Source organism: Gracilibacillus dipsosauri (genome assembly GCF_003176895.1).
Taxonomy (GTDB): domain Bacteria; phylum Bacillota; class Bacilli; order Bacillales; family Amphibacillaceae; genus Gracilibacillus; species Gracilibacillus dipsosauri.
Map to the genome: position 1 here is coordinate 25,880 of NZ_QGTD01000012.1, position 25,963 is coordinate 51,842.

Here is a 25,963-nt window from a genome sequence, read left to right on the forward strand (position 1 = left end):
TTAATTATTAGAAAACTATACAAAATTACCATATATTTTCTAACTTACTTACCCGACAGGGGTCTGTTTCATCTCCTTTAATGCTTGAATGAAGGACTCTAACACTTCATAGCGTTTAAGCTTCGGTTCTCTACTAAAGCGGAATTTAACCTTTAATTGGCGATTTTCGGTTCCTAGCTGAATCATTCTCCCGTATTGATTAGCAAATTCAAACAGCTTTGCTCCATCTATTTCTTGACTTCTATCTTCCTCTACTAATAGCTCCATTTGGTGATTTTTTTCGGTAATGGACTCAATTCTCTCTTTCTTTGCCTGCATCTTTAAAGTCGTGACAAGGAATAGGTTCTCTACCTCTTCTGGATAGTCGCCAAATCGATCGATCAATTCATCTCTTAAATCGTGGATATCCTCTTGTGTCATGATAGCTTGGAATCTTTTATACATGTCAATTTTTTGTTTTTCATCTTCAATGTAATTATCAGGAATATAGGCATCTATCTTCAAATCAAGCTCGACCTCAAATGGCTTCACTTCTTCCAAGGATTTACCCTGCTTCTTCGCCTGTACTGCTTCATTTAACATTTGGGAATACATATCAAACCCAACCGAATCAATAAACCCATGCTGCTGTGCTCCTAGAATATTCCCTGCACCACGAATCGATAAATCGCGCATAGCTATTTTAAAGCCTGACCCAAGCTCCGTAAATTCCTTGATTGCCTGCAACCTTTTTTCAGACACTTCTGTTAAAATCTTATCTTGTTGATAGGTGAAATAAGCATAAGCAACACGATTAGAGCGACCAACCCGACCTCTTAATTGGTACAATTGGCTAAGTCCCATATGATCAGCATTATATACAATAAGTGTATTGACATTTGGTATGTCGACACCTGTTTCGATAATCGTTGTACTAACTAAGACATCGGCTTCTCCTTCTAGGAAAGAGAACATCACATTCTCTAGCTCCGTTTCTTTCATTTGCCCATGTGCAACGACCACACGCGCATCTTCCACTAATGCTTGGATATCCTGCGCTACTTTCTCTATCGATTCTACTCGATTGTATAAGAAAAACACCTGCCCACCACGAGCTAATTCTCTTTCGATTGCTTCCCTGACGAGCGGCCCATTATATTCCATTACATATGTCTGGATAGGAAAACGATTTTCAGGAGGTGTTTCAATGACAGACAGGTCTCTCACGCCGAGCATAGACATATGCAAGGTTCTCGGAATTGGTGTTGCTGTTAGTGTGAGTACATCTACATTTGTTTTTAATTGTTTTATTTTTTCCTTGTGCTTTACACCAAACCGTTGTTCTTCATCGACAATTAATAGCCCTAACTCCTTATAGGTAACATCTTTGGATAGTAAACGGTGTGTGCCTATCACAAGATCAACCATGCCATTTTTTAGTCCTTTAAGTGTCTCTGTTTGTTGCTTCCTTGTTCTAAAACGACTCAATAAGCTTACATTGACCGGATAATCTTGAAATCTCTCCATAACGGTTTCATAGTGTTGCTGTGCAAGGATCGTCGTCGGTACTAGTATCGCAACTTGTTTACCATCTGCAATGGCCTTAAAGGCGGCGCGAATCGCTACTTCTGTCTTTCCATAGCCAACATCCCCGCATAATAATCGATCCATTGGGCGTTCCTTTTCCATATCCTGTTTGATTTCTTCAATACAGCGAAGTTGATCGTCCGTTTCTTGATAAGGAAAGGCCGCCTCAAATTCTCTTTGCATCTCGGTATCCTCCGAAAATGCATAACCCTTTGCCGCTTCACGCTCTGCATACAGCTTGATTAAGTCATCGGCAATATCTTCTACCTTAGACTGGACCTTACTTTTTACTTTCTTCCAATCATTACCACCTAGTTTGTATAACTTCGGTTCTTTCCCTTCTGATCCCACATATTTTTGGACAAGATCAATTTGGTCGATTGGAACAAAAAGCTTATCATCACCGGAATACTTTAACAGCATAAAATCCTTGTGTAGTCCATTGACTTCTAATGTCTCTATTCCTACATATCTACCGATCCCGTGATTCGTATGAACCACGTAATCCCCAATTTGTAGCTCTTGGTAGCTTTTAATTCTTTCCGCATTGGAGATTTTTTGCTTTCTTTTTGTTCGTACTGTCTGTTGCTTAAATAGCTCACTATCTGTTAAAACAGCTAGCTTATGCAGCGGAATTTCAAAGCCACCGCTTATATTTCCTGTCGTTATACATGGTGTCTGTACAGGTAAGGAAGGAATGGTTTCCAGAACACTCGCAGTCATCTTATAATCTTCAAGGACGGAATGAATCTTTTCGACCCGTTTTTTATTTGGCGCCAGAATAATGACAGAGTATCCGGCCTTTTGCCATCTTTCCATTTCATTTTGCAACAAGTTCATTTGACCGTGAAATTGCTGCATTCCTCTACTAGATAAATTGACAATATTAGCAGGATTCGTATTCGGAATATGGCGCAAAAAGACAGACATGTACAGACGTTGTCTATCCATTTTGGCCCAAGTGTCTGGCCAATCAAAGGATAAATGCATATCACTTACCGCCTGATTCCTGCTTAAATGATCCTTTAACCATTCTCCTTCTTCCTCATCTAGGTGGAGAGCCGTTTCTTGAATTCTGCTCATCTCATCTAAAATGATCAGACCATCCTTCGGTAAATAATCTAACAAACTAGTTTGCACTGGATAAAAGTAAGAAATATATCTTTTCATTTCTTGAAAGCGCTCGCATTGGTTCAGACGTTCAATGTCTGCTGTAATTGCTTTTTCTAGAGCTTGTTGATCGGCTTTATTTTTTGTTTTCTTTAATGTCTGCTGAAGTGCGTGCTCTATTCGTTGTGCTGCCGTAACTAAGTCCTCATCAGTAGCTAAAAGCTCTGTTGCTGGACCGATTGTTACTTGGTCGAGCTTTTTCAAGGATCGTTGAGTTTCGGCATCGAAAAAACGGATCGAGTCAACTTCATCATCAAATAATTCAATTCGGATAGGATCCTCGTCTGTGATTGGATAAACATCTAGTATCCCACCGCGCAAACTGAATTCGCCAGGACTACTCGTCATTTCTTGCCTTACATAACCCATTTCTATTAGCTTTTGTAGCACTTCCGCTATATCTAATGTTTTTGTCAATTCTATCTTAATCTGATACTTATTCCAATACTCAGGTGGAGGTAACATGCGTTTCAAACCAGCAACTGGTGCGATTAATATCCCTTTATCTGCTTGAATCCAGGCATTTAATGCATCTATTCGTTGGCTTAATAGTTCTGGGCTTGCTATCGCCAATTCAGATGCTAATAATTCATTGACTGGATAAAGGAATACATCCTTTGCCTCTGAAAATTCTAAAAGATCCTCATACAGCTGCTGTGCATGATTTAGTTGATGTGTCACAATAAGTACCTTTCTCTGTACAGCCTCATGAATAAGTGCAGAGAACAAGCTCCTGCTTGAGCCTGATAGACCTGAGATTAGTTGTTCTGATAATCCTGAATGTATACCTTCAATAACAGAGTATACATCTTCCTTTTTTTGTAAATACTGTTTTAATTGCTGCATAGTGCTCCCCCTACCATTACTTTAACCAAACACGTATCCCGTTCATAACTGCAAAAATGCTTTGGTTAGAACCAAAGCGGATGTCTTACTAATATCGATTAATCTATTATTGAATGAAATAGTCTAACTCATGATAATTCGGATTATCTTCTAAAAGACGTTGACAATTTTCACATATGGATTGAATCATCACTTGCTGATCTGGCTTTAGTTTCATCAATTGCGATTTTTCTTCAGGTGAAAGGTGTTCCCAGCCGATCTTATTTAAGTCCACCATTTCTGATGGTAGTCTTCCTACCTCATTACCACAATGCTTGCATTTATAGACAAGTGTCATTTTTTACCCTCCGTATTACTCTTGTATTATTCTTATCATTTCCCGAGCAATAAATATTTATACGAAGGGTTTATTAAACAGGTGGTGTTCATTTCATTTTTATTGATTATAATCATTCATTACTTTTGGAAAGGGCTCTGTCATCCATGCTTCTAGTGCATTCACCGCATGGTCTACGGCCTGTTCTAAAGTGGTCTGCTCCTCTTTTTGAAAATTCCCCAATACGTAATCAATTACTGGAATCGGTGTAACAGGTCTGCCAATACCAAAGCGGATACGATTAAATTTCTTTGTTCCTAAATGATCAATGATCGACCGCACACCATTATGCCCACCATGTCCACCTGTTTGTCTTAAACGAATTTTGCCGAGCGGAAGATCTAAATCATCATAAATGACCACAACATCCTCTGGTGCCAAATCATAAAAATCCATCAAAGGCTTTAAGGATTCTCCTGATAAATTCATATATGTTTGGGGCTCTAAGATCAAAACCTTTTCATTATGTAATGTTTCCATCGTATAATGACCATTAAATTTATTCTTCGATAAAGTCCAATTATTACGCTTCAAAAGCTCATCTACGACAATAAAGCCAATATTATGACGAGTGGAACGGTATTTTAATCCTGGATTTCCCAAACCTACGATACATTTCATTTGTCTTAACTTCCTTTATCAATATTATTCTATTATTCATCTTAACATATTATTTCTGTTTAATATATCAAATAATTTCCACTTTCCTTCGTTCTTCCTTTAGAAAGCCTGCTAAAAAATTCCTGACGTAGAAAAGGGCGCAACTTCATTCGTTGCGCCTCTGTTTTTATTCTTCTGATTCTTTTTCATTCATCACTTCTGGTTCGGCCTGTTCTTCCGCTTCCTCTGTCTCTTCTACTGGTTCCTTGTCTGGCACAAGAATGGTAACAATCGTCGTTGCTTCGTCTTCAAGTATTTCATAGTTTTTCCCATCCTTCAGGTCAGAAACCAATATGCTGTCCCCTACCTCTAATTCGGATATGTCAACAGTGATTTGCTCTGGAATGTCGTTAGGCTTTGCTCTTACTCCTAGCTCATAAAGTGGCTGCTGTAAGACGCCACCTTCTTTCACACCTTTCGCTTCTCCTTCTAGAACAAGCGGAACCTCGACATCCATTTCCTCTGACATATTGACGACATAAAAATCCGCATGAACTAACTCATCCTTTAATGGATCAATCTGATATTCATGGAGCATGACTTGAAATGTTTCCCCATCCACCTTCAAGGAGATAATCGCATTTTTCCCCTCATCACGAACGGTTTTTAATAGTTCTATACTATCAACAGCAACTGTTTTAGGTTGCACATTATAGCCATATATAACTGCCGGTACACCACCAGCTAATCGCACTTCCTTTGTCTTAGATTTCGTTAGATCCTCTCGGTTATTTGCTTGTAAAACTACTGCCATGGTTTCATCACCCTCCAATTATTTTAACAATAGTAATTATATATTTCCCGCTTTTCGACTACGTTAAACATGTATTACTATTAGAAAATCTCGTATTTGCTCGTCCTTTAGCAAATACGTCAGCTTTTCTTAAACTAAGGACTTCAAAATTTTCGCTTCGTTACATTACTTCCTACAAAAAATCCCTACTTTCCTAACGTATAAAAAATTCAGCATTCAGGTATGAAGTTCATAGATGAAAATCTCAAACTTTCTCAATCATGACTTAATTTTCAGCAAAAATGGACTGATCTTAATCGAATAATATACTTACAGATTGTCTTTCATGGACACGGATAATCGCCTCACTGATCAATGGTGCAACAGAAAGCTGTGTAATCTTATCAATTAGTTTTTCCTCTTTCAAAGGAATACTATTTGTCACCACTAATTCTTTGATTTGCGAATTTGCGATTCTCTCAATGGCTGGTCCTGATAATACAGGATGTGTACAGCAAGCATAGACACCTGTTGCGCCACTTTCGATTAGCGCATTAGCGCCGATCGTAATTGTTCCAGCGGTATCAATGATATCATCAATTAATATGGCTGTTTTTCCTTCGATATTACCGACAATATTCATTACCTCTGCCACATTAGGACGTGGTCTTCTCTTATCGATAATAGCAATTGGTGCCTTTAGTCGATCTGCTAGATTACGTGCACGTGTTACTCCACCATGATCAGGTGAAACAACGACAATATCATCAAGACCTTTTTTGCTCCAATAGCTAGATAAGATTGGTACACCAACTAATTGATCGACTGGGATATCGAAAAATCCTTGAATTTGTGGAGCATGGAGGTCCAGTGTAATCACCCTTGAAGCCCCTGCAGTTTGTAATAAATCTGCAACAAGTTTAGCAGTAATCGGCTCTCTTGCTCTTGCCTTGCGATCCTGTCTTGCATATCCATAATATGGCATAACAATATTGATCGATTTCGCTGATGCTCGTTTTAATGCATCAATCATAATTAAAAGCTCCATGATATGTTGGTTGCCTGGTTCACAGGTTGATTGAACAACATAAACGTCACAACCACGGATACTTTCTTCAATATTGATTTGAATTTCGCCATCACTAAACTTTGTTACCGAACTCTTTCCTAATTCGACACCAATATTTGCTGCAATCTCTTCTGCTAGTTTTGGATTCGAATTTAATGTAAAAACCTTCAAAGATGAATCCTTGTATTCGGACATCTTGTTTGATACCTCCATCAGCTTATTTGTTCCCAATCATGCTTATTTGTATTTTTTGGCATATTCTTCTTTGTTCACTTGTTGTGCTCTTCCAATGGATAAGGCATCACCTGGTACATCATTCGTAATTGTCGAACCAGCTGCTATTAAGGCCCCTTTTCCAATGGTTACTGGCGCAACTAGATTTGCATTACATCCAATAAAAGCATCGTCTTCTATTCTCGTTAAAAACTTGTTTTTCCCGTCATAGTTTACTGTGATCGTACCACAGCCAACATTGACGTTACTACCTATTTCCGCATCCCCAATATAACTTAAATGAGATACTTTACTTTTATTATCTATTTTTGTTTTTTTAATTTCAACAAAATTACCAATCTTCACATCATTGCCAATTGTAGCATCAGGACGAATATGTGCAAATGGTCCGATTTGAACACGCTCTCCGATATAGCTAGAGGTGGCTACACTGTGCTTCACTTTGGATTCCTTCCCAATATGGCAGTTCACAATCTCTGAGTTTGGGCCGATCTCTACCTCATCCTCGATGATCGTTTCCCCTTTAATCACACTGCCTGGATGAATGACTACATCCACCCCAATTTTTACATCTGCACCGATGTACGTATTGGCAGGATCGATAATGGTAACTCCTTCTCGCATGTGATTTTCATTAATTCTTTTTTTCATGAAGGCTTCTGCCTGAGATAATGCAACACGATCGTTTACACCAATTGTTTCATTAAACTCATCTGTCTGGTAAGCAGCCACCTTTTGTTGCTGTTCTTGAGCTATTTGAATAACATCTGGTAAGTAGTATTCCCCTTGGGCATTATCATTAGACACTTGCTTTAAGGCAGCAAATAATAGCTCATTATCAAAGCAATAAGTACCTGTATTGATTTCTTGAATGGCTTTTTCTGTTTCTGTCGCATCCTTTTGTTCAACAATTTTCTCCACCTGATTGTCCGCATTACGAACAATTCTTCCATAACCAGTCGGATCCTGGGCATGTGCGGTTAGAATCGTTACTTTTGCTTCTTCCTGCTCATGAAATTCTAATACTGCTTGTAATGTCTCTGCTTTCAGTAATGGTGTATCTCCACATACTACAAGTGTTGTACCTTTTTTGCCTTCCAAGTATTTTCCGGCTTGGATGACCGCATGACCAGTCCCTAATTGTTCCTCTTGTACGACATATTCAGAAGCATCACCCAGTTGTTCCTGAACTTTTTCCGCTCCAAAACCTACAACTGTTGTAATGTTCGCTAATTTTAATGTTTTTAATTGGTCGACTACATGCTGTACCATTGGTTTACCTAGTACAGGGTGTAAAACCTTATATAGCTTTGATTTCATTCTAGTACCTTTTCCAGCTGCTAAAACGACTGCATAACGATTCGGCAAGACTTTCCCTCCGTCCTATTTTAAAAAAATGATTTGATTTAAAAATTTACATTACTTGATTAAGTTGTACAAGTTTCCCCTTATGAATATATATGAAATACAGAGTTTTTTCAATGAAAGTTTCTTTACAATAAAGAAAACAGAGGAGAAAAGTGAAAATAGCTCGGAGCACAACCAACAGGTGGTAGGAAATAATTGTTTTGTATACAGAGAAAAGGCCTAATCACGGGAAACGATTAGGCCTTTTTATACGATTAAATAATTGGTTGATAATACATTTAAGAGCAATTACATTTAAAAAAGGAGCTAATTATGAAGCCCCTGCTTCTTCAAATTCTTGCACCTCACCAGCACGATGGTATTCTTCTAAAACCGCATCTTGAATTTTTGATCGAGTGGTTGAGTTGATTGGATGTGCAATATCTCTAAATTCTCCATCAGGAGTTCTTTTAGAAGGCATTGCAACAAACATTCCGTTATTCCCATCGATCACACGAATATCATGTACGACAAATTCATGATCTAACGTAATGGATGCGATCGCTCGCATTCTTCCATCGGTATTCACGCGGCGTAATCTCACGTCTGTTACTTCCATTATGTATCACCACCTTTTCCCTAATTAAGAGCATATTATCTTAATTCAACAAATGTTCTTAAATTCCTGCTAATCTTTTAAAAATTTTTATCTTTTTTTGGAAAAAGTATTAGTGATTGGAAGTTTGGAAGTAGTTTCCTTTTACAACTTCTATCTCTTTGTTATTCGCATCTACGTTCTTAATCTGTAATAATGAGATATAATCATCCACTACACGCTCTTCTTCTTCATCCTCTGCTTCTGCTAGGACTCCAATTGCGCATACATTTGCATTGAATTCCTGGAGTAAGCTTTTCATTCCATTAATCGTTCCTCCAGCCTTCATAAAATCATCAATGATACAAACGTTTTCTCCCAAATCTAGACTTCTTTTTGAAAGAACCATTGTCTGTATTTTCTTAGATGAACCGGATACGTAATTAATACTGACTGTGGAACCTTCCGTCACTTTGGGATCTCTACGAACAATGATAACCGGTACATTTAGAAAAGAAGCAACAGCATATGCTATCGGTATTCCTTTTGTCGCCACTGTAACAATCGAATCAATATCCAAATCAGCAAACTTAGAAGCGAACAGTCGGCCAATATTACGTACAATGCTAGGGTTTCCTAATACATCACTCATAAATAAATAGCCACCAGGTAAGATTCGGCTTGGATCCTCTAAATCCTCACACAATCGCTCAATAAATGATTGACTATGTTCCGGCCCAACCCTCGGGATATATTTCACCCCTCCAGCAGCACCAGATATGGAAGCTAGATAGCCAATGCCATCCTCTTGAAATCTACGGTTGATAATAGTTAAATCCTCACTAATCGAGGATTTAGCGGCACCATACGTATCCGAAAAAAATGGAAGAGAAATTAATTCCATAGGATGTTCTATTAAATAATTTGTCATTGCTACTAAGCGATCACTTCTTTTCATTACTACACCTCAAAAACCGAATATTTTGTCGTAAATATAACATTTTATACGTGTTTAATCAAGTGTTTGATGAGATCCGAGCATCCTAACAATGTAGACCTCTTCACAAAACCCTCTTAGGCTATTATAGATTCTAACCGCCCTACTTTCGTGTTTGACTAAACCAAATACGGTTGGACCACTTCCACTCATTAATACTGCATCTGCACCTGATTGTAGCATTTGTTGTTTTATTTGTTGTACCTGTGGATGCTTAGGTAATGTCACAAGCTCTAGTACATTTTTTAACCGTGAACAGATCCCATCATAATCGGAATTCTTTAGTGCCTCGACCATTCCTATCGTATCCGGATGCTCGACTTTATCTAATGGTAAGGATTGATAAACTGATTGGGTAGATACCCCTTGCGATGGTTTTGCCAATACGACCCAGCATGATGGTGGGGCTGGTAATTCTGTGATGATCTCTCCTCTTCCTTTTGCTAATGCTGTCGAGTTATATACACAAAAAGATACATCTGATCCAATTTCTGCACCTAACGCAGCTAATTGCTCAGTACTAATACCCAGTTGCCATAAACGATTTAGGCCTCTTAGCGTAGCAGCAGCGTCACTACTTCCTCCAGCAAGGCCTGCAGCAACCGGAATTTGTTTTTCGATAATGATTTTCACACCTGCTGATATTTTAAAGCGCTCCTTTAGCAGTTTTGCTGCACGAAAGGCTAAATTTCGCTCATCATTTGGAATAAAACGATTTTCAGATTGTATCATAATTTCATCACGATCGAGTAAATATAATTCAATACGATCAGCTAAATCCACTGTGGTCATCACCATTTCCACTTCATGAAAATCGTCTGATCTTTTATATAGGACATCCAACGTAAGGTTTATTTTCGCTGGAGCCTTCTCAGAAGTATACATTTCTGTTGTCACCTACTTTACTTAGCTGTGTACTAACGGAGATACACTTTATGTAAAGATACCATAAATAGATTAATGGGACAAAGCCATATCTAGGCTTTGTCCCTTTTCATACTCTCTTCCGCTATTTGCACAGCTCTTTTCACCATGCTTCCAGCTTCTCGAGCTGTTATTTCTCCCCAACCGTGTTGTGACACCTTGTGGTAAAAACCTAATTCTTTAGCAAGCTCTTCCTTAAAACGTTCAGACATGATTCCTCGTCTTCTGCCCATAGAAGATACTCCCCCTCTGTCGTTTCATACGACAGTTATAGCTTATGCCTAATCCGATGGTTTATCCTTTAATAATAATGGTATGTAAGTGAAATTCGGGGAGATGATCGAATCACTTTTTAAGCAAAGAAAAAAAGCAGCAAACATATTGTTTACCGCTCTCCTACCGCTGCTTTTTCTAATTCGTCCATAAAATTTAATTCAACTGTTTCCGTTAGAACATCTGCATAACTATAAGAAACACGCTCGAACGCATTTTCCTCCTGGTCTAACTCTACAATAAATACAGAAGGAAAAGTTTCAGCTAATGTTCCATAGCGCTCAATGGTCTTTTTCCTTCCACCATTAGCTCTAATCTTAAGTCGTTTGCCAACATTACCATCTAGGCCTTGTTTGATTTCAACCAATGTTTTTGCCAATGCACTCCACCTCACTACATATAGTATACTACATTCTTGTCCAACAGTCAATTAAAAATATTCTATTATAACAATATTAATTGAAAGCTGTCAATAAGAAAATCTCAATTATTCGAAAAATAAGTTAGCCACCTAGTAGCTCACACTTCTGCTACAAGTAGTTTGTCTTACTTTATGAAAATTATGTATACGATAAGGAATTCTTTCTAAATTGGTAAATGCTTCGGTGCTTAAGGACGGTTAGCGTTGGTTGTAAAATGTATTAGCTAATAGGGCAAATTCCTCCATTGTTAGTGATTCAGCCCTTCTCGTGCCATCAATTCCCGTCTCTTGTAGAGTTTTTTCAATCATTGGTTTGTCAAGATTCGCAAAATGTCTTGATAAATTATTTCTCAATGTTTTTCTTCTCTGTTGGAAGCATGCTTGTACGAATAAAAAGAAAAAGTCCTCATCCATCACATCTACAGGTGGCTTTTTTCGCATTTGCAAGTGCAACACGGCGGAATCTACGCGAGGCTGTGGCATAAAAACAGTTTTCGGGACAATCATTTCGACACTTGCTTCTGTATAATATTGAATAGCAATGGACAATGAACCATATTCTTTTGTATTTTCGGTAGCTGCCATTCTATCTGCTACTTCTTTTTGGATCATTACCGTGATACTGGATATAGGTAGTTTAGCCATTAGCAAGTGCATTAAAATTGGTGTGGTAATGTAATAGGGTAAATTGGCAACTATTTTTATTTCTTTTTCATCATAAAAATTTTGTTGTAATAGGCTCTGTATGTCGGCCTTTAAAATATCTTGATTGACAATATTCACATTATCATAAGGACTTAACGTATCCTCTAATATTGGTACTAAACGCTGATCAATCTCAAATGCCACCACTTTGTTCGCATAGATGGCAAGCTGTTCTGTCAATGCCCCTATTCCTGGTCCAACTTCAATCGCATTTGTCTCCTTCGTAATATCGGCAACATTCAGAATATTTTTAAGAATATTAACATCAATGAGAAAATTTTGTCCTAAGCTTTTCTTGAAAGCAAATCCATACTTTTTCAGTATTTCTTTTGTCCTGTTTGGTGTTGCGATTGCTTTTATGTTTGCCATTTGCCTTCCTCCTGCAAAATCTGCTCCATCGCCTGCTTCAATTCATTTTGATCTATATGAAACATTTGAAGTCTTTTTAATAATTGCTTGCCATTTACATAGCCAATTCTTAAGGAGATACCTAATTGTTTTCTTCTTTCCTTTGCACCTTGGCCACCTATAAGTCCATATTTTAATAAATCAGCTCTTGTCAGTGTATTCACACCATCTTCTGTGACTTCATAGACCGCTTTTAGTGCTTGGCGAATAACAGGGATGGATGCATGCTCAATTCCTAACCCTTTGCCATTTTTAGCTACCGCTTCTTCCTTTGTCAAAAAAGCATGCTTACAGCCAGGAACGTGCTCATCAATAATTTTACGAATTCGTTGTCCAGGATAGTCAGGATCAGTGAATATGATCACTCCTCGTTTCTGCTTAGCATGGGCTATTTGATCTAATGTTTGCTTATTTATTGCGGAACCATTTGTCTCAATGGTATCTACATCAAGTGCTTGTTTTAGCTTTGCTGTGTCGTCTTTCCCTTCCACTACTATTATTTCTTTTACCTTCAAGGAATATCCTCCATTTCATCATCTCCCCTTATTATACCACGGAAAAAGAAGCAATGTCGCTAGCAAATAGCATAGAAAAATCCGAGCTCATTCATCAATGAACTCGGATTTATTGACTGATAGCTATTCTAATATTTTTACCTTTACTCGTTTACTCCCAAAGCTCATAGCCTGCTTTTGGGTTGGCATATGAACATCGATACGGTTCCCTTTAATAGAACCACCAGTATCTCTTGCGACAGCATACCCATAGCCTTCTACCCAAACCTTTGTGCCAAGAGGAATTACACTTGGATCGACTGCCACGACGCCATTCGGGTTCGCCTTCAAGTCATAGCCTGTCGAAGTCAAACCACGACCATCACAGGAAGGACAATCCCAATTGTAAGCAGTAGCATGCATATAAATGGTTTTACTACTACTTTCACTTCCTCTAGATACCGTCGTTCTAACCGTATTTTTTTCGGCTGTTGCTACTGTTTTCGTATCAGTAGAGCTAGGCGTTGGTTGTTGCGTTTCTTGTACCTCTTTTGTGCCAACAGCAACTACCTTATCCTGGCTTTCTTTTTTTACTTCTTCTTTGATTAGTTCACGTGAAACTTCTTCCCCATTTTCCAAAACGACTTCATAATGTTTTGCAATGACGCCATTTTCTCCTTCAGAAACCACTTCCTCTGTTCCCTTCGTCAAAGAGGCATCGCTTTGCTTTACGGTCGCGAATTCCTTCGGTTCTTCAACTACGTCTGTTACTTTTTCTACTCTTGTTATATTAATCACAGACGCATCCTTAATCTTTGCACTTTGCTTAGGTTCAACTCGATCTAATTCAGACAATGTCGTATCCGTTTTGGCTAGTAACTCTTCAACTGTAGCCCCAATTGTCCAGACTTTTTCCTTTTGACCTGCATCATTAATCGTGACCTGGAATGCTTTTAAGATATCGACAATCATTCCATCTTTGATCTTGTTATCCATGGCTACAGACAATTGATCATGCTCTCGGAGATTCAAGTCCACCTCTCCAACAAAATCCTCTACTCGGTCTGCAGTCGTATAATAGACTTTTTCTTCTCCATTTTGTCGAACGATTACCTGATCTGCAACCGTGTGTTCGATTTTCATTTCTGAGGAAACTATGTCATTTAACTTATGTGATAATTTATCATGTTCTGCTACATGTATGTTTAATTGTTTGAGCACTTCTTCTACAGTATTCGCGTGGGTACGAACTGTAGTCGCTTCGCCTTCTTGAACAACGGTGACCTCTGCCTTAGAAATTTCATAAAATAAAAAACTAATAGTTCCTATAATAGCAAATAGTGTAACAGCATAGACAAAGTCTTTGTTGTTCAATAGGTTTCGCAAGCTGAAAAGACGTTTTAACATTCTCTCACCCTCCTTATGCTCGCCGTTGTATTATATATAGTTAAAAAAAAGCTGTCAAACAGGCGTTTACACAAAAAGAAACAGAAAAACCCTTGATTTCTAAGGACTCTTCTGTTTCTTTCATTTAAATATTTCAAATTCATTACATTATCGTAACAGGCAGTAATACTATTGGATACCAAAAAAGCGTTTAGCATTTTCTGTCGTTATCTTACAAATGCTGTCATAATCAACACCGCGAAGTTCGGCAATTTTCTCAGCAACAAGTCGGACATATGCCGGTTCATTTCTTTTCCCTCGATTTGGATGTGGTGCTAAAAAGGGACAATCGGTTTCAATTAATAAGCGATCCTCCGGAACCGCAATCGCCACCTCTTTCGGTAGCTTAGCATTTTTAAACGTAACTGGACCACCTAAAGAAATATAAAAGTTCATAGCAAGACAGGCATCCAGGTAATCAGCAGAATCATTGTAGCAATGCATAATCCCACCAACCTCATTTGCCTTTTCCTCTTGTAGGATCTTAATTATATCCTTTGTCGCCTCCCGATTATGGATAATAATCGGCAATTGAACCTTTTTGGCTAATCGAATTTGTTTTCGAAATACTTCTTTTTGTACATCCTTAGGAGACTTATCCCAATGATAATCAAGACCCATTTCTCCTATTGCGACAACCTTTGGATGGTTTGCTAATTGTTCTATGCGTAAAAGGTCTTCTTCTGTCATATCAATCGCATCAACAGGGTGCCAGCCAACCGCTGCATAGATAAAATCATGCTCCTCGGCAAGCTCGATCGCTTTCGGTATTGTCTCATTATCAAAGCCGACGATGACCATATGCTCTATCCCTGCATCCCTCGCTCTTTTTATGACTTCCTCTCTATCTTCTTCAAATTGTGCGACATTGAGATGAACATGTGTATCAAATAACATGTTTATGCCTCCTTCGTTCCAATATAGTAAAACTAATAATCACAACACATAAAATAGATATACCTCCGTTTCACTTTAAAGGAAATGGAGGTATATTAGAATGAAGCATTATTTTACGACAGAACCATTCGGTAAATCTGATTCAACAGTAGCTAAGGATAGCTTACCATCCTTGTCTTCACCTGAGAGGATCATACCCTCTGATAGCTCCCCGCGCAGTTTAACTGGTTTTAAATTAGTTACACAAATAACCTTTTTACCTACCATATCTTCAGGTGTATAGAATTTGGCAATACCGGAAATGACTTGACGCTTTTCTTCCCCTAAGTCTAATTGAAGGCGGAGCAGTTTATCTGCATTTTCCATTTTTTCTGCTCGAACCACTTCTGCTACCTTTAAATCTAGCTTCATAAAGTCGTCGTAGGTTACTTCATTTGTTTTAGCGGTGTTTTTCTTCTCAGGCTCTGGCTGCTTCATCATATCTTTAATAATTTTCACTTCTTTTTCGACATCTAAACGTGGAAAAATTGGATCTTTTTTGACGATAGAAGTGCCTTCTGCTATCACACCAAACGCTCGTGCACTATTCCACTCCTGATCTTTTTGCTCTGTCACCCCGATTTGCTCAAATATTCGGGCTGGAGTTTCCGTTAAGAATGGGCGTAGTAAGATTGCAATACGACGCAAACTATCTGTTAAATGGGCCATAACATTCCCGAGGCGAGCTTTTTTATTGTCGTCCTTTGCTAATACCCATGGCTCTGTTTCATCGATATATTTATTTGTTCTACTAACATATTTCCAAATACTGGTTAAGGCAACCGAGAATTCCATTTCATCAAGTGCTTTTTCTACATTTTCGATCGTTTCTTGGCCAAGCTTCTCTAGTGATTGATCAAATTCGTCCTCTGATGCATTAAAGGCAGGAATTTTTCCATCAAAATATTTTTGAATCATCGCAACCGTACGATTAAGTAAATTTCCTAAGTCATTCGCTAAATCATAATTGGTTCGATCCACAAATCCTTCTGGTGTGAAAACACCATCAGAACCAAATGGTACTTCACGTAATAAGTAATAACGCAGTGCATCAAGGCCATAACGATCGATTAAATCGATCGGGCTGACAACATTCCCCTTGGATTTAGACATCTTGCCATCCTTCATCAAGATCCAACCATGGGCAAATACTTTTTTCGGTAATGGTAAATCAAGAGCCATTAGCATAATAGGCCAATAAATCGTATGGAAACGAACAATTTCCTTACTCATTAAATGTACATCTGCCGGCCAATATTTTTGGTATAGGGAATCATCATCTGAACCATATCCAAGTGCTGTAATATAATTCGTTAATGCATCAATCCATACATAGATAACATGCTTCGGATCACCAGGTACCTTAATTCCCCAATCAAAGGTCGTTCTCGAAACAGCTAAATCCTCAAGACCTGGCTTAATGAAGTTGTTGATCATTTCATTTTTACGGCTTTCTGGCTGAATGAATTGCGGATTTTCTTCATAAAAAGCTAATAAACGATCTACATATTTCCCCATTTTAAAGAAATATGATTCTTCTTTTACTTGTTCCACTGGTCCACCACAATCTGGGCATCGACCATTCTCTAGCTGACGCTCTGTAAAAAAGGATTCACAGGAAGTACAATAGCTTCCCTCATATTCATCTAAATAAATATCCCCTTGATCTACTAATTTCGCAAAAATCTTTTCGACAACTTTTTTATGTCTTTCTTCTGTTGTTCGAATAAAATCATCGTTAGAAATATCAAGTTTTTGCCACAATTCCTTGATGCCACTTACAATATTATCGACATACTGCTGTGGCGTAACGCCTGCTTCATCCGCTTTTTTTTGAATTTTTTGTCCATGTTCATCCGTTCCCGTTAGATAACGAACATCATAGCCACGCAAACGTTTATATCTTGCCATGGCATCCCCTGCAACTGTACTATAGGCATGACCAATATGTAAATTACCACTTGGGTAATAAATTGGTGTAGTTATATAAAAAGTTTTGCTATTTTCTGACATCGGGCAATCCTCCTTTTATTTTTTCCATCTCAAAATCAGTCTGCTTATATTGTAGCGATTTTTCGTTTACTTTTCCATTATTATTGCATATTCAGCCAATTTCATAAGAAAAAGGTTGAAAAAATACATTTTTTAAAGAAAAATGTCGAATCTCAGTAATACTTCCATTTCCTTAAAATTTCTTGAAAAAATCTCAAAATTCGTTTGACATTAATGGCAACTAATGGTATTATAACGCTATAGATGTCGAATCTTGCCGAATTTTTATTTATTGAAGGGGAGAATAAATAATGAAATCAACTGGTATTGTACGTAAGGTAGACGAATTAGGTCGTGTCGTTATCCCGATTGAACTTCGTCGTACACTAGGAATTAACGAAAAGGACGCGCTTGAAATTTACGTGGATGATGAAAGAATTATCCTACAGAAGTACAAGCCAAACATGACATGCGCTATTACAGGTGACATCTCTGATGACAACCTATCACTTGCGGATGGCAAGTTAATTCTAAGCCAAGAAGGCGCAAAACAGTTAATTGAAGAAATCCAAAGCAAAATGAAGTAATGAAATATTAACCCGAACTGATACAGTTCGGGTTATTTTGATACAGTTCGGGTTATTTTGTACTTCTGGATTTTTTTCGATAAATGCTTATCTTGTTCTAATCTGTATGATAAGCCTGGTATACTTCACGCTTTGGAATCTTTCTCTCCTTTGCGACAACCTTAATCGCTTCTTTGCTTGAAATATCTTCAATAGCAGCTATTCTTTCTACATGTTCTTTGAGTGTGAGTGGATCCCACCAGTTCTCTTCCTCTGTCCAGATTTTACCTTCTAGGACAATACAGCATTCGCCTTTAAAGGTACGATCCTCCGCCCATTTGGCAACATCACTTAATGCACCACGAGTGAATTCTTCAAACTTTTTGGTTAATTCTCTTGCGATGCTAATTTGTCGATCTCCTAAGCTTTCTAATAAATCACTTAACGTATCTGATAGTCGATATGGCGATTCATATAAAATAATCGTCGAATCCTGCTTCTTTAACCGCTCTAAAGCATCATCTCGATCTTTTTTTTTCCGTGGTAAAAAACCATAAAAATAAAATTGCTCCGTCGGCAGGCCTGAACCAACTAATGCACATAATGCTGCACTTGCCCCAGGTAATACAATCACCGGAACATCTTCTTCGATTACCGATTTCACGATATCATAGCCCGGATCAGATATTCCAGGCATTCCAGCATCGCTCACTAAGGCTAATTTCTCTCCATTTGCTAATTTAGCTAAGATCGCTTCTCGTCTTTCCAGCTTATTGTGCTCATGATAGCTTAAGAACGGCTTTTTTATTTCAAAATGATGCAGTAATTTCCCTGTATTCCGCGTGTCCTCTGCCAAAATTAAATCTGCTTCTTTCAAAATTCTTAGTGCTCTTATCGTGATATCCTCTAGATTGCCAATCGGGGTTGGCACAATATACAAGACACCGTTATCGTATGGCTCTGAAAAGCTTTTTTGAATCTTCATCCTCTTCACCTATCTTTTGATTTGCTTCATGAATCAAAGCTAATTTTCTTTGCTTAGGTAACTTCTTTATCTGTGCCTCAAGCTGCATGGCTTCTGATTTTGTTTGACATTTTTGCTTGTAAACGAGGGTAAAAGGCGCTCTTCCTCTTGTATATTTGGCTCCCTTACCTTCCATATGCTTTTTCAGGCGCTTAGCAACATTTGTTGTATAGCCTGTATATAGAGTTTGATCCTTACACCTCAATATGTATACATAATGCTGACTATTGCTTGCCATATAAGATCCCCTCTAACTCTTCTGAATATTGATCATTGTCGTAAAACGCAAAAAAAGGTGGTAGCATTTTAAGATCTGGCTTGCCATCTCGAATGCCTTCGATGAGGACGATATTCGCCTCTTTATCCTTTTTCGGATAGACCAATCGCATTCGCTTTGGTTCTATCTTGTATTGTCTGAAAAGGGTTAGTATATCCATTAATCGTGCAGGACGATGCACCATCGCTACCTTACCTCCTGATTTCGCAAGACGACTACAGGCTTTAACTACATCCTCTAGCGTACAATAGATCTCGTGACGTGCTATCGTTAAATAATGATTTTCGTTCTGGTGTGCTTTATTTTTCGTTTGAAAATATGGTGGGTTGACGGTAACGACATCAAACTTGTTGTTACCGAAGCGGGTAGGCATGTCCTTAAGATCACCGTGGATCATACTAATTTGATCCTCCAGCTTATTTAATCGGACATTTCGTTCTGCCATGTCATAGAGTCTAGCTTGGATCTCTACACCCGTAATGGGAACGTTCGTTTTTCGCGATAACAATAGAGGAATAACAGCATTCCCACTACATAAATCGAGAATCTTCCCTTTTTTTAAAGGTATTTTTGCAAAATCTGCTAATAATACTGCATCTAATGAAAAGGCAAAAGCACTTTGGCTTTGAATGATCTTCATTGTTTCATCTGCCAATAAATTGTCGAGTCTTTCATCTTCTTTTAACTGCAACTTGTTCATCACCTTGTCTTTACATAATAAGTTATAAAAGTCCTCACTGTATAAAAAGACTGACATGTAAAACGCCAGTCTTTGTGAATAGAGTCAATTATTTCGTTTTATTTAAAAACAATAAACAGAACAAGCAATCCCCATCCTGTCTTGGGCTACCGAAATGGACATTACAGATATGAAAACCTTCCTCATATAATCGTGCTAGGTTATCATATCCTTCTCCAATGGCTAAGTCACCTTCTTCGTTCCCTTCACTCTCTTCTTTCTTCTCTTGTTTCTCCTCCATCCGATTACGTAGATGGTGATTTTCCATCTCTAATCGATGATTTTCTTCGAGGATATCTCGTAACTGCTGTTTTAAATCACCCAGCTGTTGATACAATTGTCCGATCTGTTCCTCCATATCTGAAACCTGTTCAAATAATTCTTTTTTTTTCAAGTGTTTTCACCCCATCATTCTGCAGCCTGGGTCTTTATAACGCCTTCTTCCATTAATTCATCTAGTGTGTACTCAACGACTCTTTCCTTTTCAGGGATTTCTATTTGGATCAATCTTTCTAGAATATTCAAACCAACGACTTTACCATTGCCATAAGAAGTTTTAATACTTTCCCCTAAATCTGGTAGCTCACGCTTTGCTGTTTCATAATCATCATTTTCATATTTTAAACAACACATCAAGCGACCACATAGACCAGATATTTTCGAAGGATTTAAGGAGAGGTTCTGATCCTTTGCCATTTTTATCGATACTGGCTCAAAGTCTCCTAAAAAGGTTGAGCAACAAAGCATACGACCACATGGGCCAATTCCTCCAAGTAATTTAGCTTCATCTCTTACCCCTATTTGGCGTAATTCAATCCTTGTTTTAAAGACAGAAGCTAAATCCTTTACTAGATTACGAAAATCTACCCTACCATCTGCAGTAAAGTAAAAAATAACTTTATTCCGATCAAAAGTATATTCCACATCGACCAAGTTCATTTCTAAATCATGTTCTTTAATTTTTACCTGGCATGTCTCATATGCTTCTTGAGCGACTTCCTTATTTTCTAGAACGAGTACTTTATCTTTCTCATTCGCCATACGAATCACTTTTTTCAGTGGTAGTACGACATCTTCCTCGTCTACCTCTTTATTCGCTACGACTACCTTACCAAACTCTATGCCACGAACGGTTTCTACTATCACATAGTCCTCGTTCGTAAACTTAACCTCATCAGGGTCAAAATAATATATTTTACCCGCTTTCTTAAAGCGGACACCAATAACTTCTATCACTAAAGTTCACCTCTGTATTTGAAGTGTTAATTGCTCCATGACTAATTGTGGATGGACGTTTTGTTCAAGCTTTCTCTTCGCTTCCATAATAGCTTGGAGGTTCTCTGTTACATTTTTCATTGACCAGAACATGCTAGAAGCCTCGATTTTCTCCATTTGATGAACGAATACGATCTTTGAATGCTCCTCAAGATGATATTGAAGCAAATCTCTAAAAAATACTAGCAATAAATCTAGCCCTTCTTGTAACTGATTCCTCTCTTTAAAATGCGGCATCCATTGAGTGTGCAAAAATACTGGCACTTCGTCTTTGTTGTGCTGAAGCATTTCAATTAATTGTACCACTAACTTTCGCGCCTGTGCAAACCAAGTATCCTTACTTTTTTCGATAGCATCCTCCACATTTTGTGTAAAGATCGTCATTAGCTTAGCAGAGGCCGCCGATAACCCTTCTTTTAGTAATTGTTCTTCTAATTGCTTGGGGTTAAGAGGGTGTAGAGACATGATTTGGCACCGAGACCGAATAGTGGAGAGGACTGCTTGACTATTTTCTGTTAACAGGATAGCGGTTGTCTTTTGACTAGGCTCCTCTAAAAACTTCAATAATCGGTTAGCAGCATTGTCTGTCATTTTATCGGCATCAACAATTATATATACTTTTGTATTTGATTCTAATCCAGTATAAGTGAATTCCTTTTGTAGATGTAGAATTTGGTCTTTTTTAATACTCGCACCATCTGGTTTAACAATATGCAAGTCAGGATGATTGCCACTTTCAATACGGCGACAATCTCTACACGTTTGGCAAGGCTCTTCTCCGTTCTTATGCTGACAAAAAATACTTTTAGCAAACATATGAGCGAGTGCATATTTCCCTGCTCCTTTATCCCCCTGAAATAAATAGGCATGAGAGATTCGACCCTTTGCAATACTATTCATCATCATTTTACTAATAATTGGCTGTCGTTTTTTTATATCTAACCATGAACTTACCATATATTGGCCTACCTTCTATTTTTAACCTTTTATATTAAATCCATTGTGTAAAGAAAAAAGGATTGATTAGTATTTGAAGCTAATCTATCCTCCCCCTCTTGGTTATCATATTACGTATATAAGTTAATGAGTAATCCTTTGATCTCACCAATTACATCTAAGATTTCAATTGAGTTTTTTTCTTGATCCAATACCGCTTCCGATAATTCGACTAGTTTCTCATCGATCTCTTTGACGATCGTTAATCTTCTGTTATCGCCATCCATTAAGAAGCTGTGCGATTTCTTTAATCCAAGACCAAAGTTAACCGCCTCTTTGACAAAGCGTTTTACCATCCTTTTATAGGCAGCTAAATCCTTAAATGAACGAAATCGGGCAATCCTTTCTCCTTGCGCTGTCAATTCGGACATTAATTTTTGCAATTCTGCTTGCTTTAATTGGGTAGATTCAGCCTTCACTAAAGAATCAAATCGCTGGTTATTCACCCTTTTTTGTTGCTCATTTTTGTTCATTGATTCCAGCTGTGTTCTCATTTCTTGGCTAATTTTCATCCTAATCCTACCTTTAGTTTAAAATTGATGAAACTCATCAACAGGTACAACAAAAACTGTTGCTCCTCCCACCTCTACGTTAATAGGGCGTGGAATATAAGAGTCGGCACTACCTCCCATTGGAGATACAGGAGAAACCATTTGCTCTCTTTGGCTACAATTATCCTTGATAATAGCTAAACCTTCTTCAACATACTTATCCTCACAGCCCACCATTAAAGTTGTGTTACCTTCCTTTAAGAATCCGCCTGTGGAAGAAAGCTTCGTTGTCTTAAAATGCTTTTCATTCAACGCATCTATTAATCGGTTACTATCCTTATCTTGAACTACAGCCAAAATTAATTTCATCCTTACCGCCTCCTTTATGATATTTTATTAAGGGAGAAAGCCTTCTAACACTTTATATGCTGCATTTTCTACATTTATTATATCAGAATTTGCATCGATCTTCTTGATCCGTTGTGGAAATTTTTCAATTAATTGTTGATAGGCATCATAGACCTGTTGGTGAAAGGATAAGGCCTCTACATCTAATCGATTTTTTTCTCTATCTTTATTATGATCAATTCTCGCTAAACCATCCCTAGGAGAAATATCAAAAAACAAGGTCAGATCTGGCATCCTACCATCAATCGCAAATTGATTGATTTGATACACTTCTTCCATACCAAGACCTCGCCCTACACCTTGATAGGCTAAACTACTATCAATAAAACGATCGCATAAGACAATTTGATTTTTTTCTAATGCAGGAATAACCACTTCTACTAAATGCTGTCTTCTCGCTGCAGCATATAACAATGCTTCTGTTCTTGCATCCATCATCGTATGGGACCGATCTAGAATAATCCCTCGGATTTTTTCGGCAATGGGAATGCCACCTGGCTCTCTTGTGGTGACCACTTGATAATTCTCTTTTTCTAAGCGTTGGGCCAGTCTATTTAGCACGGTCGTTTTACCAGCACCTTCGCCTCCTTCAAAAGTTATAAATAATCCTGACAACATTCATTCTCCTTCAGATTGGTCTTTCTTTTCCTTCTCGAAAACATACAATCCATCTAATACGTTAGATGGTTGGAATAAGATATGGTTTGCCTGGAGTGTATGGATTTGCTGCACATGTTCGTCTGTAATATATTCCCCTTTCACCAATAATGGAATTCCAGGGGGATACGGGACAATAGCTTCAGCAGCTATGTAACCAATTGTATTCTCAAGCTTTACCCACTTACTATCTTTTTCTTTCATCTCTTGATAGGAAAGTGCCAATTCGTTCGTTCTATATGGAATAAAACGATTGTTTGTTTCTATTCTATCATGATTTGTTAACAATTTTAATCGATCTTTTATTTTTTTGATCGTATTCTTTAGCGATCTTACCGGTATAGTTGGTTCTAGCCCAAAGATAAATAAGATATCTTGTTCTGTTACGAGCTCTGGGATGAGCCCTTCCGATTGACATACTTCTGCCACCATCGCTGGTGTTAGGGAAGGATTTATTTTCCACACACATTTTAATGGATCATCCATTTCCTCTTGTTCTTCTAGTCGCCAGAAATCATTTGTTGCAAAAATTTCACGGGCTTCGTCCATATAACGCATTAATTGGTAAAATTGCTCCCTTTTATAATTTGCTAAGTAATGTCTCGCTAAATCTAAGCTAATCATAATTAAATAAGATGGACTGCTAGATTGCAACATTTGTAAATAATATTGAAGTCGGTGAACATCTACTCGCTCTGTTTTATTTACATGTAAAAAAGCCCCCATCGTTAAAGCGGGGGTCATTTTATGGGCAGATTGGACAACTATATCAGCACCTAACGATACTGCTGATGGGGAAGATAGATATGGGATAGAAAAATGGCAGCCATGTGCTTCATCAATTAAAACGACCATATTTCTTTGATGTGCTTTTTCTATCATTTGTTTTAGTTCAAAGGTTTTTCCAAAATAATCTGGATAAGTTAATATGAGTGCTTTTGCCTCTGGATAAAGCTCGCTAGCGTTTTCTAATGTTTTAATAGATGGATGATCATAACGTTCTGTATCATGATCAAATTCAGGAGCAAGAAATACTGGTCGGACACCAGCAAGCTCTAATCCATGTAAAATAGATTTATGACAATTTCGCTGTACAAGTACCATATCGCCCGATTGACAAGTAGCCATTATCATCGCTAGATTTCCAACTGTACTACCATTTACAAGGAAAAATGTTTCCATAGCACCAAACCAATTCGCTGCTAATTGTTGTGCATCCTTTATCATTCCTTCAGGTGCATGGAGATCATCCAAGCCTGGTAATTCTGTTAGGTCAAATCTTAAAACTTCTTTAAAATGTTCGTATCCGATTTCATTAAAAATTCTTCCATTTTTATGACCTGGTACGTGTAAAGAATATGGTTGTTTTTTTGCAAGCTCAAGTACTTGATCATATATTGGAGTTTTTCTTTGGTTGATTTCCATTGCTTTTATCCTCACTATTGAATCATTGAAGTAGTTTGATTGATTGCCTTCAACTTTTTGACAAAATAGTCGTAATGACTATCCGAAGGGTTTGTAGCGACAATCTCTTTCTCACATTCGTGACAAATAAACATATGATATAAATAGATTCCATCTTTCTTTGATTGATCACATACTCCGCAGTGTGTGCTGAATGTTTTTTCCTTCATTTTTTACACCTCCACTACTATTGTGACCAATCTATGAAAATATATTCCTACTTTATAGAAAAAATTTTTTCACGTGAAACAATTATAAAGGTGCTTTAAATACATAACTAACCTTATCATAATTCATCTTTTCTTCATAGAATCGATGGGCGTCCTCTCGTTGCAATCCTGAGGAAAGTGCGATACTTTCATAATCATTATCTTTTGCCCATTGATGAAGATAAGAAAGTAATTGCTTTCCATAACCTAGTGATCGATGATTATAATCTGTAACTAGATCACAAACCCAAATAAATTTACCATAATAGAGAGTGATCATCGGTTGAAACCCAATCACAGCTATTATTTCGTTCTCTACTATTAATGCAACCATTTTATAATTTTCTTTTTCTTGCGCCTCTTTTACTAATGCTAGATACTCTTGCTCTTTCAAATGTGATCTTAATTGCTTGATCACCTTATAGGCAGTTTTTATTTCATCTTCTGTATGTAACTCGTTTATCATAACTCCTTGCACGATTCAACTTCCCCCTTTTTAAGGATACTATAACATGGACAAAATTCAATGCCTCCTCCATATACAAAAAACCTCTTAGTTTTAATGTTAAAACTAAGAGGCTTTTCCGTTGCCTGGCAGCGTCCTACTCTTGCAGGGGCGTGAGCCCCAACTACCATGGGCGCTGGAGAGCTTAACTACTGTGTTC

At 37.8% G+C, this 25,963-nt stretch carries 29 protein-coding genes; 1 reads left to right on the plus strand and 28 read right to left on the minus strand.

Annotation, left to right across the window (positions count from 1 at the left end; all coding sequences use genetic code 11):
- Positions 1-48: 48 nt before the first annotated feature.
- The 16 genes from mfd to metG all read right to left on the minus strand — a co-directional run bounded on the left by mfd (position 49) and on the right by metG (position 17,213).
- Entirely contained in the window at positions 49-3,582 is a 3,534-nt protein-coding gene (gene mfd, locus DLJ74_RS13545; RefSeq protein ID WP_109984874.1) for a transcription-repair coupling factor, read from the minus strand.
- Between the two features lie 106 nt (positions 3,583-3,688).
- Entirely contained in the window at positions 3,689-3,919 is a 231-nt protein-coding gene (gene fin, locus DLJ74_RS13550; RefSeq protein WP_054789165.1) for an anti-sigma-F factor Fin, read from the minus strand.
- Between the two features lie 99 nt (positions 3,920-4,018).
- Positions 4,019-4,579: an aminoacyl-tRNA hydrolase gene (gene pth, locus DLJ74_RS13555; protein ID WP_109984875.1), complete on the minus strand. Its 561-nt coding sequence runs from the start codon at positions 4,577-4,579 to the stop codon at positions 4,019-4,021.
- A 166-nt stretch (positions 4,580-4,745) separates the two neighbouring features.
- Positions 4,746-5,372, minus strand: coding sequence for a 50S ribosomal protein L25/general stress protein Ctc (locus DLJ74_RS13560; protein WP_109984876.1), 627 nt, complete (start codon positions 5,370-5,372; stop codon positions 4,746-4,748).
- A gap of 292 nt (positions 5,373-5,664) precedes the next feature.
- Positions 5,665-6,615: a ribose-phosphate diphosphokinase gene (locus DLJ74_RS13565; RefSeq protein WP_109984877.1), complete on the minus strand. Its 951-nt coding sequence runs from the start codon at positions 6,613-6,615 to the stop codon at positions 5,665-5,667.
- Positions 6,616-6,657: 42 nt separating this feature from the next.
- Positions 6,658-8,022 carry a bifunctional UDP-N-acetylglucosamine diphosphorylase/glucosamine-1-phosphate N-acetyltransferase GlmU gene (gene glmU, locus DLJ74_RS13570; RefSeq protein WP_109984878.1) on the minus strand — a complete coding sequence of 455 codons (1,365 nt, stop codon included), beginning with the start codon at positions 8,020-8,022 and terminating at the stop codon, positions 6,658-6,660.
- 310 nt (positions 8,023-8,332) lie between these two features.
- A complete protein-coding gene (gene spoVG, locus DLJ74_RS13575) occupies positions 8,333-8,620 on the minus strand; it encodes a septation regulator SpoVG (protein WP_054789162.1) in 288 nt (95 codons plus the stop codon).
- 109 nt (positions 8,621-8,729) lie between these two features.
- Complete coding sequence (purR, locus tag DLJ74_RS13580; RefSeq protein WP_109984879.1) at positions 8,730-9,554, minus strand: pur operon repressor; 825 nt, start codon at positions 9,552-9,554, stop codon at positions 8,730-8,732.
- 54 nt (positions 9,555-9,608) lie between these two features.
- Positions 9,609-10,478, minus strand: coding sequence for a 4-(cytidine 5'-diphospho)-2-C-methyl-D-erythritol kinase (gene ispE, locus DLJ74_RS13585; RefSeq protein WP_109984880.1), 870 nt, complete (start codon positions 10,476-10,478; stop codon positions 9,609-9,611).
- A gap of 92 nt (positions 10,479-10,570) precedes the next feature.
- On the minus strand, positions 10,571-10,750 hold the full coding sequence (locus DLJ74_RS13590; protein ID WP_109984881.1) for a small, acid-soluble spore protein, alpha/beta type: 180 nt from the start codon (positions 10,748-10,750) through the stop codon (positions 10,571-10,573).
- Between the two features lie 152 nt (positions 10,751-10,902).
- Positions 10,903-11,169 carry a biofilm formation stimulator Veg gene (gene veg, locus DLJ74_RS13595; RefSeq protein WP_054789160.1) on the minus strand — a complete coding sequence of 89 codons (267 nt, stop codon included), beginning with the start codon at positions 11,167-11,169 and terminating at the stop codon, positions 10,903-10,905.
- 240 nt (positions 11,170-11,409) lie between these two features.
- Positions 11,410-12,285, minus strand: coding sequence for a 16S rRNA (adenine(1518)-N(6)/adenine(1519)-N(6))-dimethyltransferase RsmA (rsmA, locus tag DLJ74_RS13600; RefSeq protein ID WP_109984882.1), 876 nt, complete (start codon positions 12,283-12,285; stop codon positions 11,410-11,412).
- A complete protein-coding gene (rnmV, locus tag DLJ74_RS13605) occupies positions 12,273-12,839 on the minus strand; it encodes a ribonuclease M5 (RefSeq protein WP_054861443.1) in 567 nt (188 codons plus the stop codon). The genes rsmA and rnmV overlap by 13 nt, the downstream gene beginning before the upstream one ends.
- Positions 12,840-12,962: 123 nt before the next feature.
- On the minus strand, positions 12,963-14,225 hold the full coding sequence (locus DLJ74_RS13610; protein WP_054861442.1) for a G5 and 3D domain-containing protein: 1,263 nt from the start codon (positions 14,223-14,225) through the stop codon (positions 12,963-12,965).
- A gap of 168 nt (positions 14,226-14,393) precedes the next feature.
- A complete protein-coding gene (locus tag DLJ74_RS13615; protein WP_109984883.1) occupies positions 14,394-15,161 on the minus strand; it encodes a TatD family hydrolase in 768 nt (255 codons plus the stop codon).
- 108 nt (positions 15,162-15,269) lie between these two features.
- Positions 15,270-17,213 (minus strand): methionine--tRNA ligase, encoded by a 1,944-nt coding sequence (metG, locus tag DLJ74_RS13620; protein WP_109984884.1) that lies wholly within the window; start codon positions 17,211-17,213, stop codon positions 15,270-15,272.
- A 290-nt stretch (positions 17,214-17,503) separates the two neighbouring features.
- On the opposite strand from metG, the gene DLJ74_RS13625 reads away from it, so the two are divergent.
- Positions 17,504-17,779 (plus strand): transition state genes transcriptional regulator AbrB, encoded by a 276-nt coding sequence (locus DLJ74_RS13625; protein WP_054789157.1) that lies wholly within the window; start codon positions 17,504-17,506, stop codon positions 17,777-17,779.
- Positions 17,780-17,876: 97 nt separating this feature from the next.
- On the opposite strand, the gene rsmI is transcribed toward DLJ74_RS13625, so the two are convergent.
- The 12 genes from rsmI to DLJ74_RS13685 form a co-directional block, all read right to left on the minus strand.
- Complete coding sequence (rsmI, locus tag DLJ74_RS13630) at positions 17,877-18,743, minus strand: 16S rRNA (cytidine(1402)-2'-O)-methyltransferase (protein WP_109984885.1); 867 nt, start codon at positions 18,741-18,743, stop codon at positions 17,877-17,879.
- Positions 18,706-19,020, minus strand: coding sequence for a GIY-YIG nuclease family protein (locus tag DLJ74_RS13635; protein WP_109984886.1), 315 nt, complete (start codon positions 19,018-19,020; stop codon positions 18,706-18,708). Before DLJ74_RS13635 ends, rsmI begins: the two co-directional genes overlap by 38 nt.
- The gene (locus DLJ74_RS13640) at positions 19,007-19,759 is read right to left on the minus strand and encodes a tRNA1(Val) (adenine(37)-N6)-methyltransferase (protein WP_109984887.1); all 753 of its coding nucleotides are present in this window, start codon (positions 19,757-19,759) and stop codon (positions 19,007-19,009) included. The genes DLJ74_RS13635 and DLJ74_RS13640 overlap by 14 nt, the downstream gene beginning before the upstream one ends.
- A gap of 88 nt (positions 19,760-19,847) precedes the next feature.
- Complete coding sequence (gene yabA / locus DLJ74_RS13645) at positions 19,848-20,192, minus strand: DNA replication initiation control protein YabA (RefSeq protein ID WP_054789156.1); 345 nt, start codon at positions 20,190-20,192, stop codon at positions 19,848-19,850.
- A gap of 14 nt (positions 20,193-20,206) precedes the next feature.
- Entirely contained in the window at positions 20,207-21,034 is an 828-nt protein-coding gene (locus tag DLJ74_RS13650) for a PSP1 domain-containing protein (protein ID WP_109984888.1), read from the minus strand.
- Positions 21,035-21,040: 6 nt separating this feature from the next.
- Positions 21,041-22,030: a DNA polymerase III subunit delta' gene (gene holB / locus DLJ74_RS13655; RefSeq protein WP_109984889.1), complete on the minus strand. Its 990-nt coding sequence runs from the start codon at positions 22,028-22,030 to the stop codon at positions 21,041-21,043.
- 110 nt (positions 22,031-22,140) lie between these two features.
- Positions 22,141-22,581, minus strand: a complete 441-nt coding sequence (locus DLJ74_RS13660) for a YaaR family protein (protein ID WP_054861692.1) — start codon at positions 22,579-22,581, stop codon at positions 22,141-22,143.
- 18 nt (positions 22,582-22,599) lie between these two features.
- A complete protein-coding gene (locus tag DLJ74_RS13665) occupies positions 22,600-22,929 on the minus strand; it encodes a cyclic-di-AMP receptor (protein WP_054789155.1) in 330 nt (109 codons plus the stop codon).
- A 27-nt stretch (positions 22,930-22,956) separates the two neighbouring features.
- A complete protein-coding gene (tmk, locus tag DLJ74_RS13670) occupies positions 22,957-23,583 on the minus strand; it encodes a dTMP kinase (RefSeq protein WP_054861697.1) in 627 nt (208 codons plus the stop codon).
- Positions 23,584-23,586: 3 nt separating this feature from the next.
- Positions 23,587-25,050, minus strand: coding sequence for an aminotransferase class I/II-fold pyridoxal phosphate-dependent enzyme (locus DLJ74_RS13675; RefSeq protein WP_109984890.1), 1,464 nt, complete (start codon positions 25,048-25,050; stop codon positions 23,587-23,589).
- Positions 25,051-25,064: 14 nt separating this feature from the next.
- Positions 25,065-25,259: a sigma factor G inhibitor Gin gene (locus tag DLJ74_RS13680; RefSeq protein WP_054789151.1), complete on the minus strand. Its 195-nt coding sequence runs from the start codon at positions 25,257-25,259 to the stop codon at positions 25,065-25,067.
- An 82-nt stretch (positions 25,260-25,341) separates the two neighbouring features.
- Positions 25,342-25,764 carry a GNAT family N-acetyltransferase gene (locus tag DLJ74_RS13685; protein ID WP_054861696.1) on the minus strand — a complete coding sequence of 141 codons (423 nt, stop codon included), beginning with the start codon at positions 25,762-25,764 and terminating at the stop codon, positions 25,342-25,344.
- Positions 25,765-25,963 lie beyond the last annotated feature (199 nt).

Bases quoted from the DNA above. Each gene is read 5' to 3' on its own strand.
- mfd (WP_109984874.1), bottom strand. From the start codon at position 3,582: ATGCAGCAATTAAAACAGTATTTACAAAAAAAGGAAGATGTATACTCT.
- fin (WP_054789165.1), bottom strand. From the start codon at position 3,919: ATGACACTTGTCTATAAATGCAAGCATTGTGGTAATGAGGTAGGAAGA.
- pth (WP_109984875.1), bottom strand. From the start codon at position 4,579: ATGAAATGTATCGTAGGTTTGGGAAATCCAGGATTAAAATACCGTTCC.
- DLJ74_RS13560 (WP_109984876.1), bottom strand. From the start codon at position 5,372: ATGGCAGTAGTTTTACAAGCAAATAACCGAGAGGATCTAACGAAATCT.
- DLJ74_RS13565 (WP_109984877.1), bottom strand. From the start codon at position 6,615: ATGTCCGAATACAAGGATTCATCTTTGAAGGTTTTTACATTAAATTCG.
- spoVG (WP_054789162.1), bottom strand. From the start codon at position 8,620: ATGGAAGTAACAGACGTGAGATTACGCCGCGTGAATACCGATGGAAGA.
- purR (WP_109984879.1), bottom strand. From the start codon at position 9,554: ATGAAAAGAAGTGATCGCTTAGTAGCAATGACAAATTATTTAATAGAA.
- ispE (WP_109984880.1), bottom strand. From the start codon at position 10,478: ATGTATACTTCTGAGAAGGCTCCAGCGAAAATAAACCTTACGTTGGAT.
- DLJ74_RS13590 (WP_109984881.1), bottom strand. From the start codon at position 10,750: ATGGGCAGAAGACGAGGAATCATGTCTGAACGTTTTAAGGAAGAGCTT.
- rsmA (WP_109984882.1), bottom strand. From the start codon at position 12,285: ATGGCAAACATAAAAGCAATCGCAACACCAAACAGGACAAAAGAAATA.
- DLJ74_RS13610 (WP_054861442.1), bottom strand. From the start codon at position 14,225: ATGTTAAAACGTCTTTTCAGCTTGCGAAACCTATTGAACAACAAAGAC.
- DLJ74_RS13615 (WP_109984883.1), bottom strand. From the start codon at position 15,161: ATGTTATTTGATACACATGTTCATCTCAATGTCGCACAATTTGAAGAA.
- metG (WP_109984884.1), bottom strand. From the start codon at position 17,213: ATGTCAGAAAATAGCAAAACTTTTTATATAACTACACCAATTTATTAC.
- DLJ74_RS13625 (WP_054789157.1), top strand. From the start codon at position 17,504: ATGAAATCAACTGGTATTGTACGTAAGGTAGACGAATTAGGTCGTGTC.
- rsmI (WP_109984885.1), bottom strand. From the start codon at position 18,743: ATGAAGATTCAAAAAAGCTTTTCAGAGCCATACGATAACGGTGTCTTG.
- DLJ74_RS13635 (WP_109984886.1), bottom strand. From the start codon at position 19,020: ATGGCAAGCAATAGTCAGCATTATGTATACATATTGAGGTGTAAGGAT.
- DLJ74_RS13640 (WP_109984887.1), bottom strand. From the start codon at position 19,759: ATGAACAAGTTGCAGTTAAAAGAAGATGAAAGACTCGACAATTTATTG.
- holB (WP_109984889.1), bottom strand. From the start codon at position 22,030: ATGGTAAGTTCATGGTTAGATATAAAAAAACGACAGCCAATTATTAGT.
- DLJ74_RS13660 (WP_054861692.1), bottom strand. From the start codon at position 22,581: ATGAAAATTAGCCAAGAAATGAGAACACAGCTGGAATCAATGAACAAA.
- DLJ74_RS13665 (WP_054789155.1), bottom strand. From the start codon at position 22,929: ATGAAATTAATTTTGGCTGTAGTTCAAGATAAGGATAGTAACCGATTA.
- DLJ74_RS13675 (WP_109984890.1), bottom strand. From the start codon at position 25,050: ATGGAAATCAACCAAAGAAAAACTCCAATATATGATCAAGTACTTGAG.
- DLJ74_RS13680 (WP_054789151.1), bottom strand. From the start codon at position 25,259: ATGAAGGAAAAAACATTCAGCACACACTGCGGAGTATGTGATCAATCA.
- DLJ74_RS13685 (WP_054861696.1), bottom strand. From the start codon at position 25,764: ATGATAAACGAGTTACATACAGAAGATGAAATAAAAACTGCCTATAAG.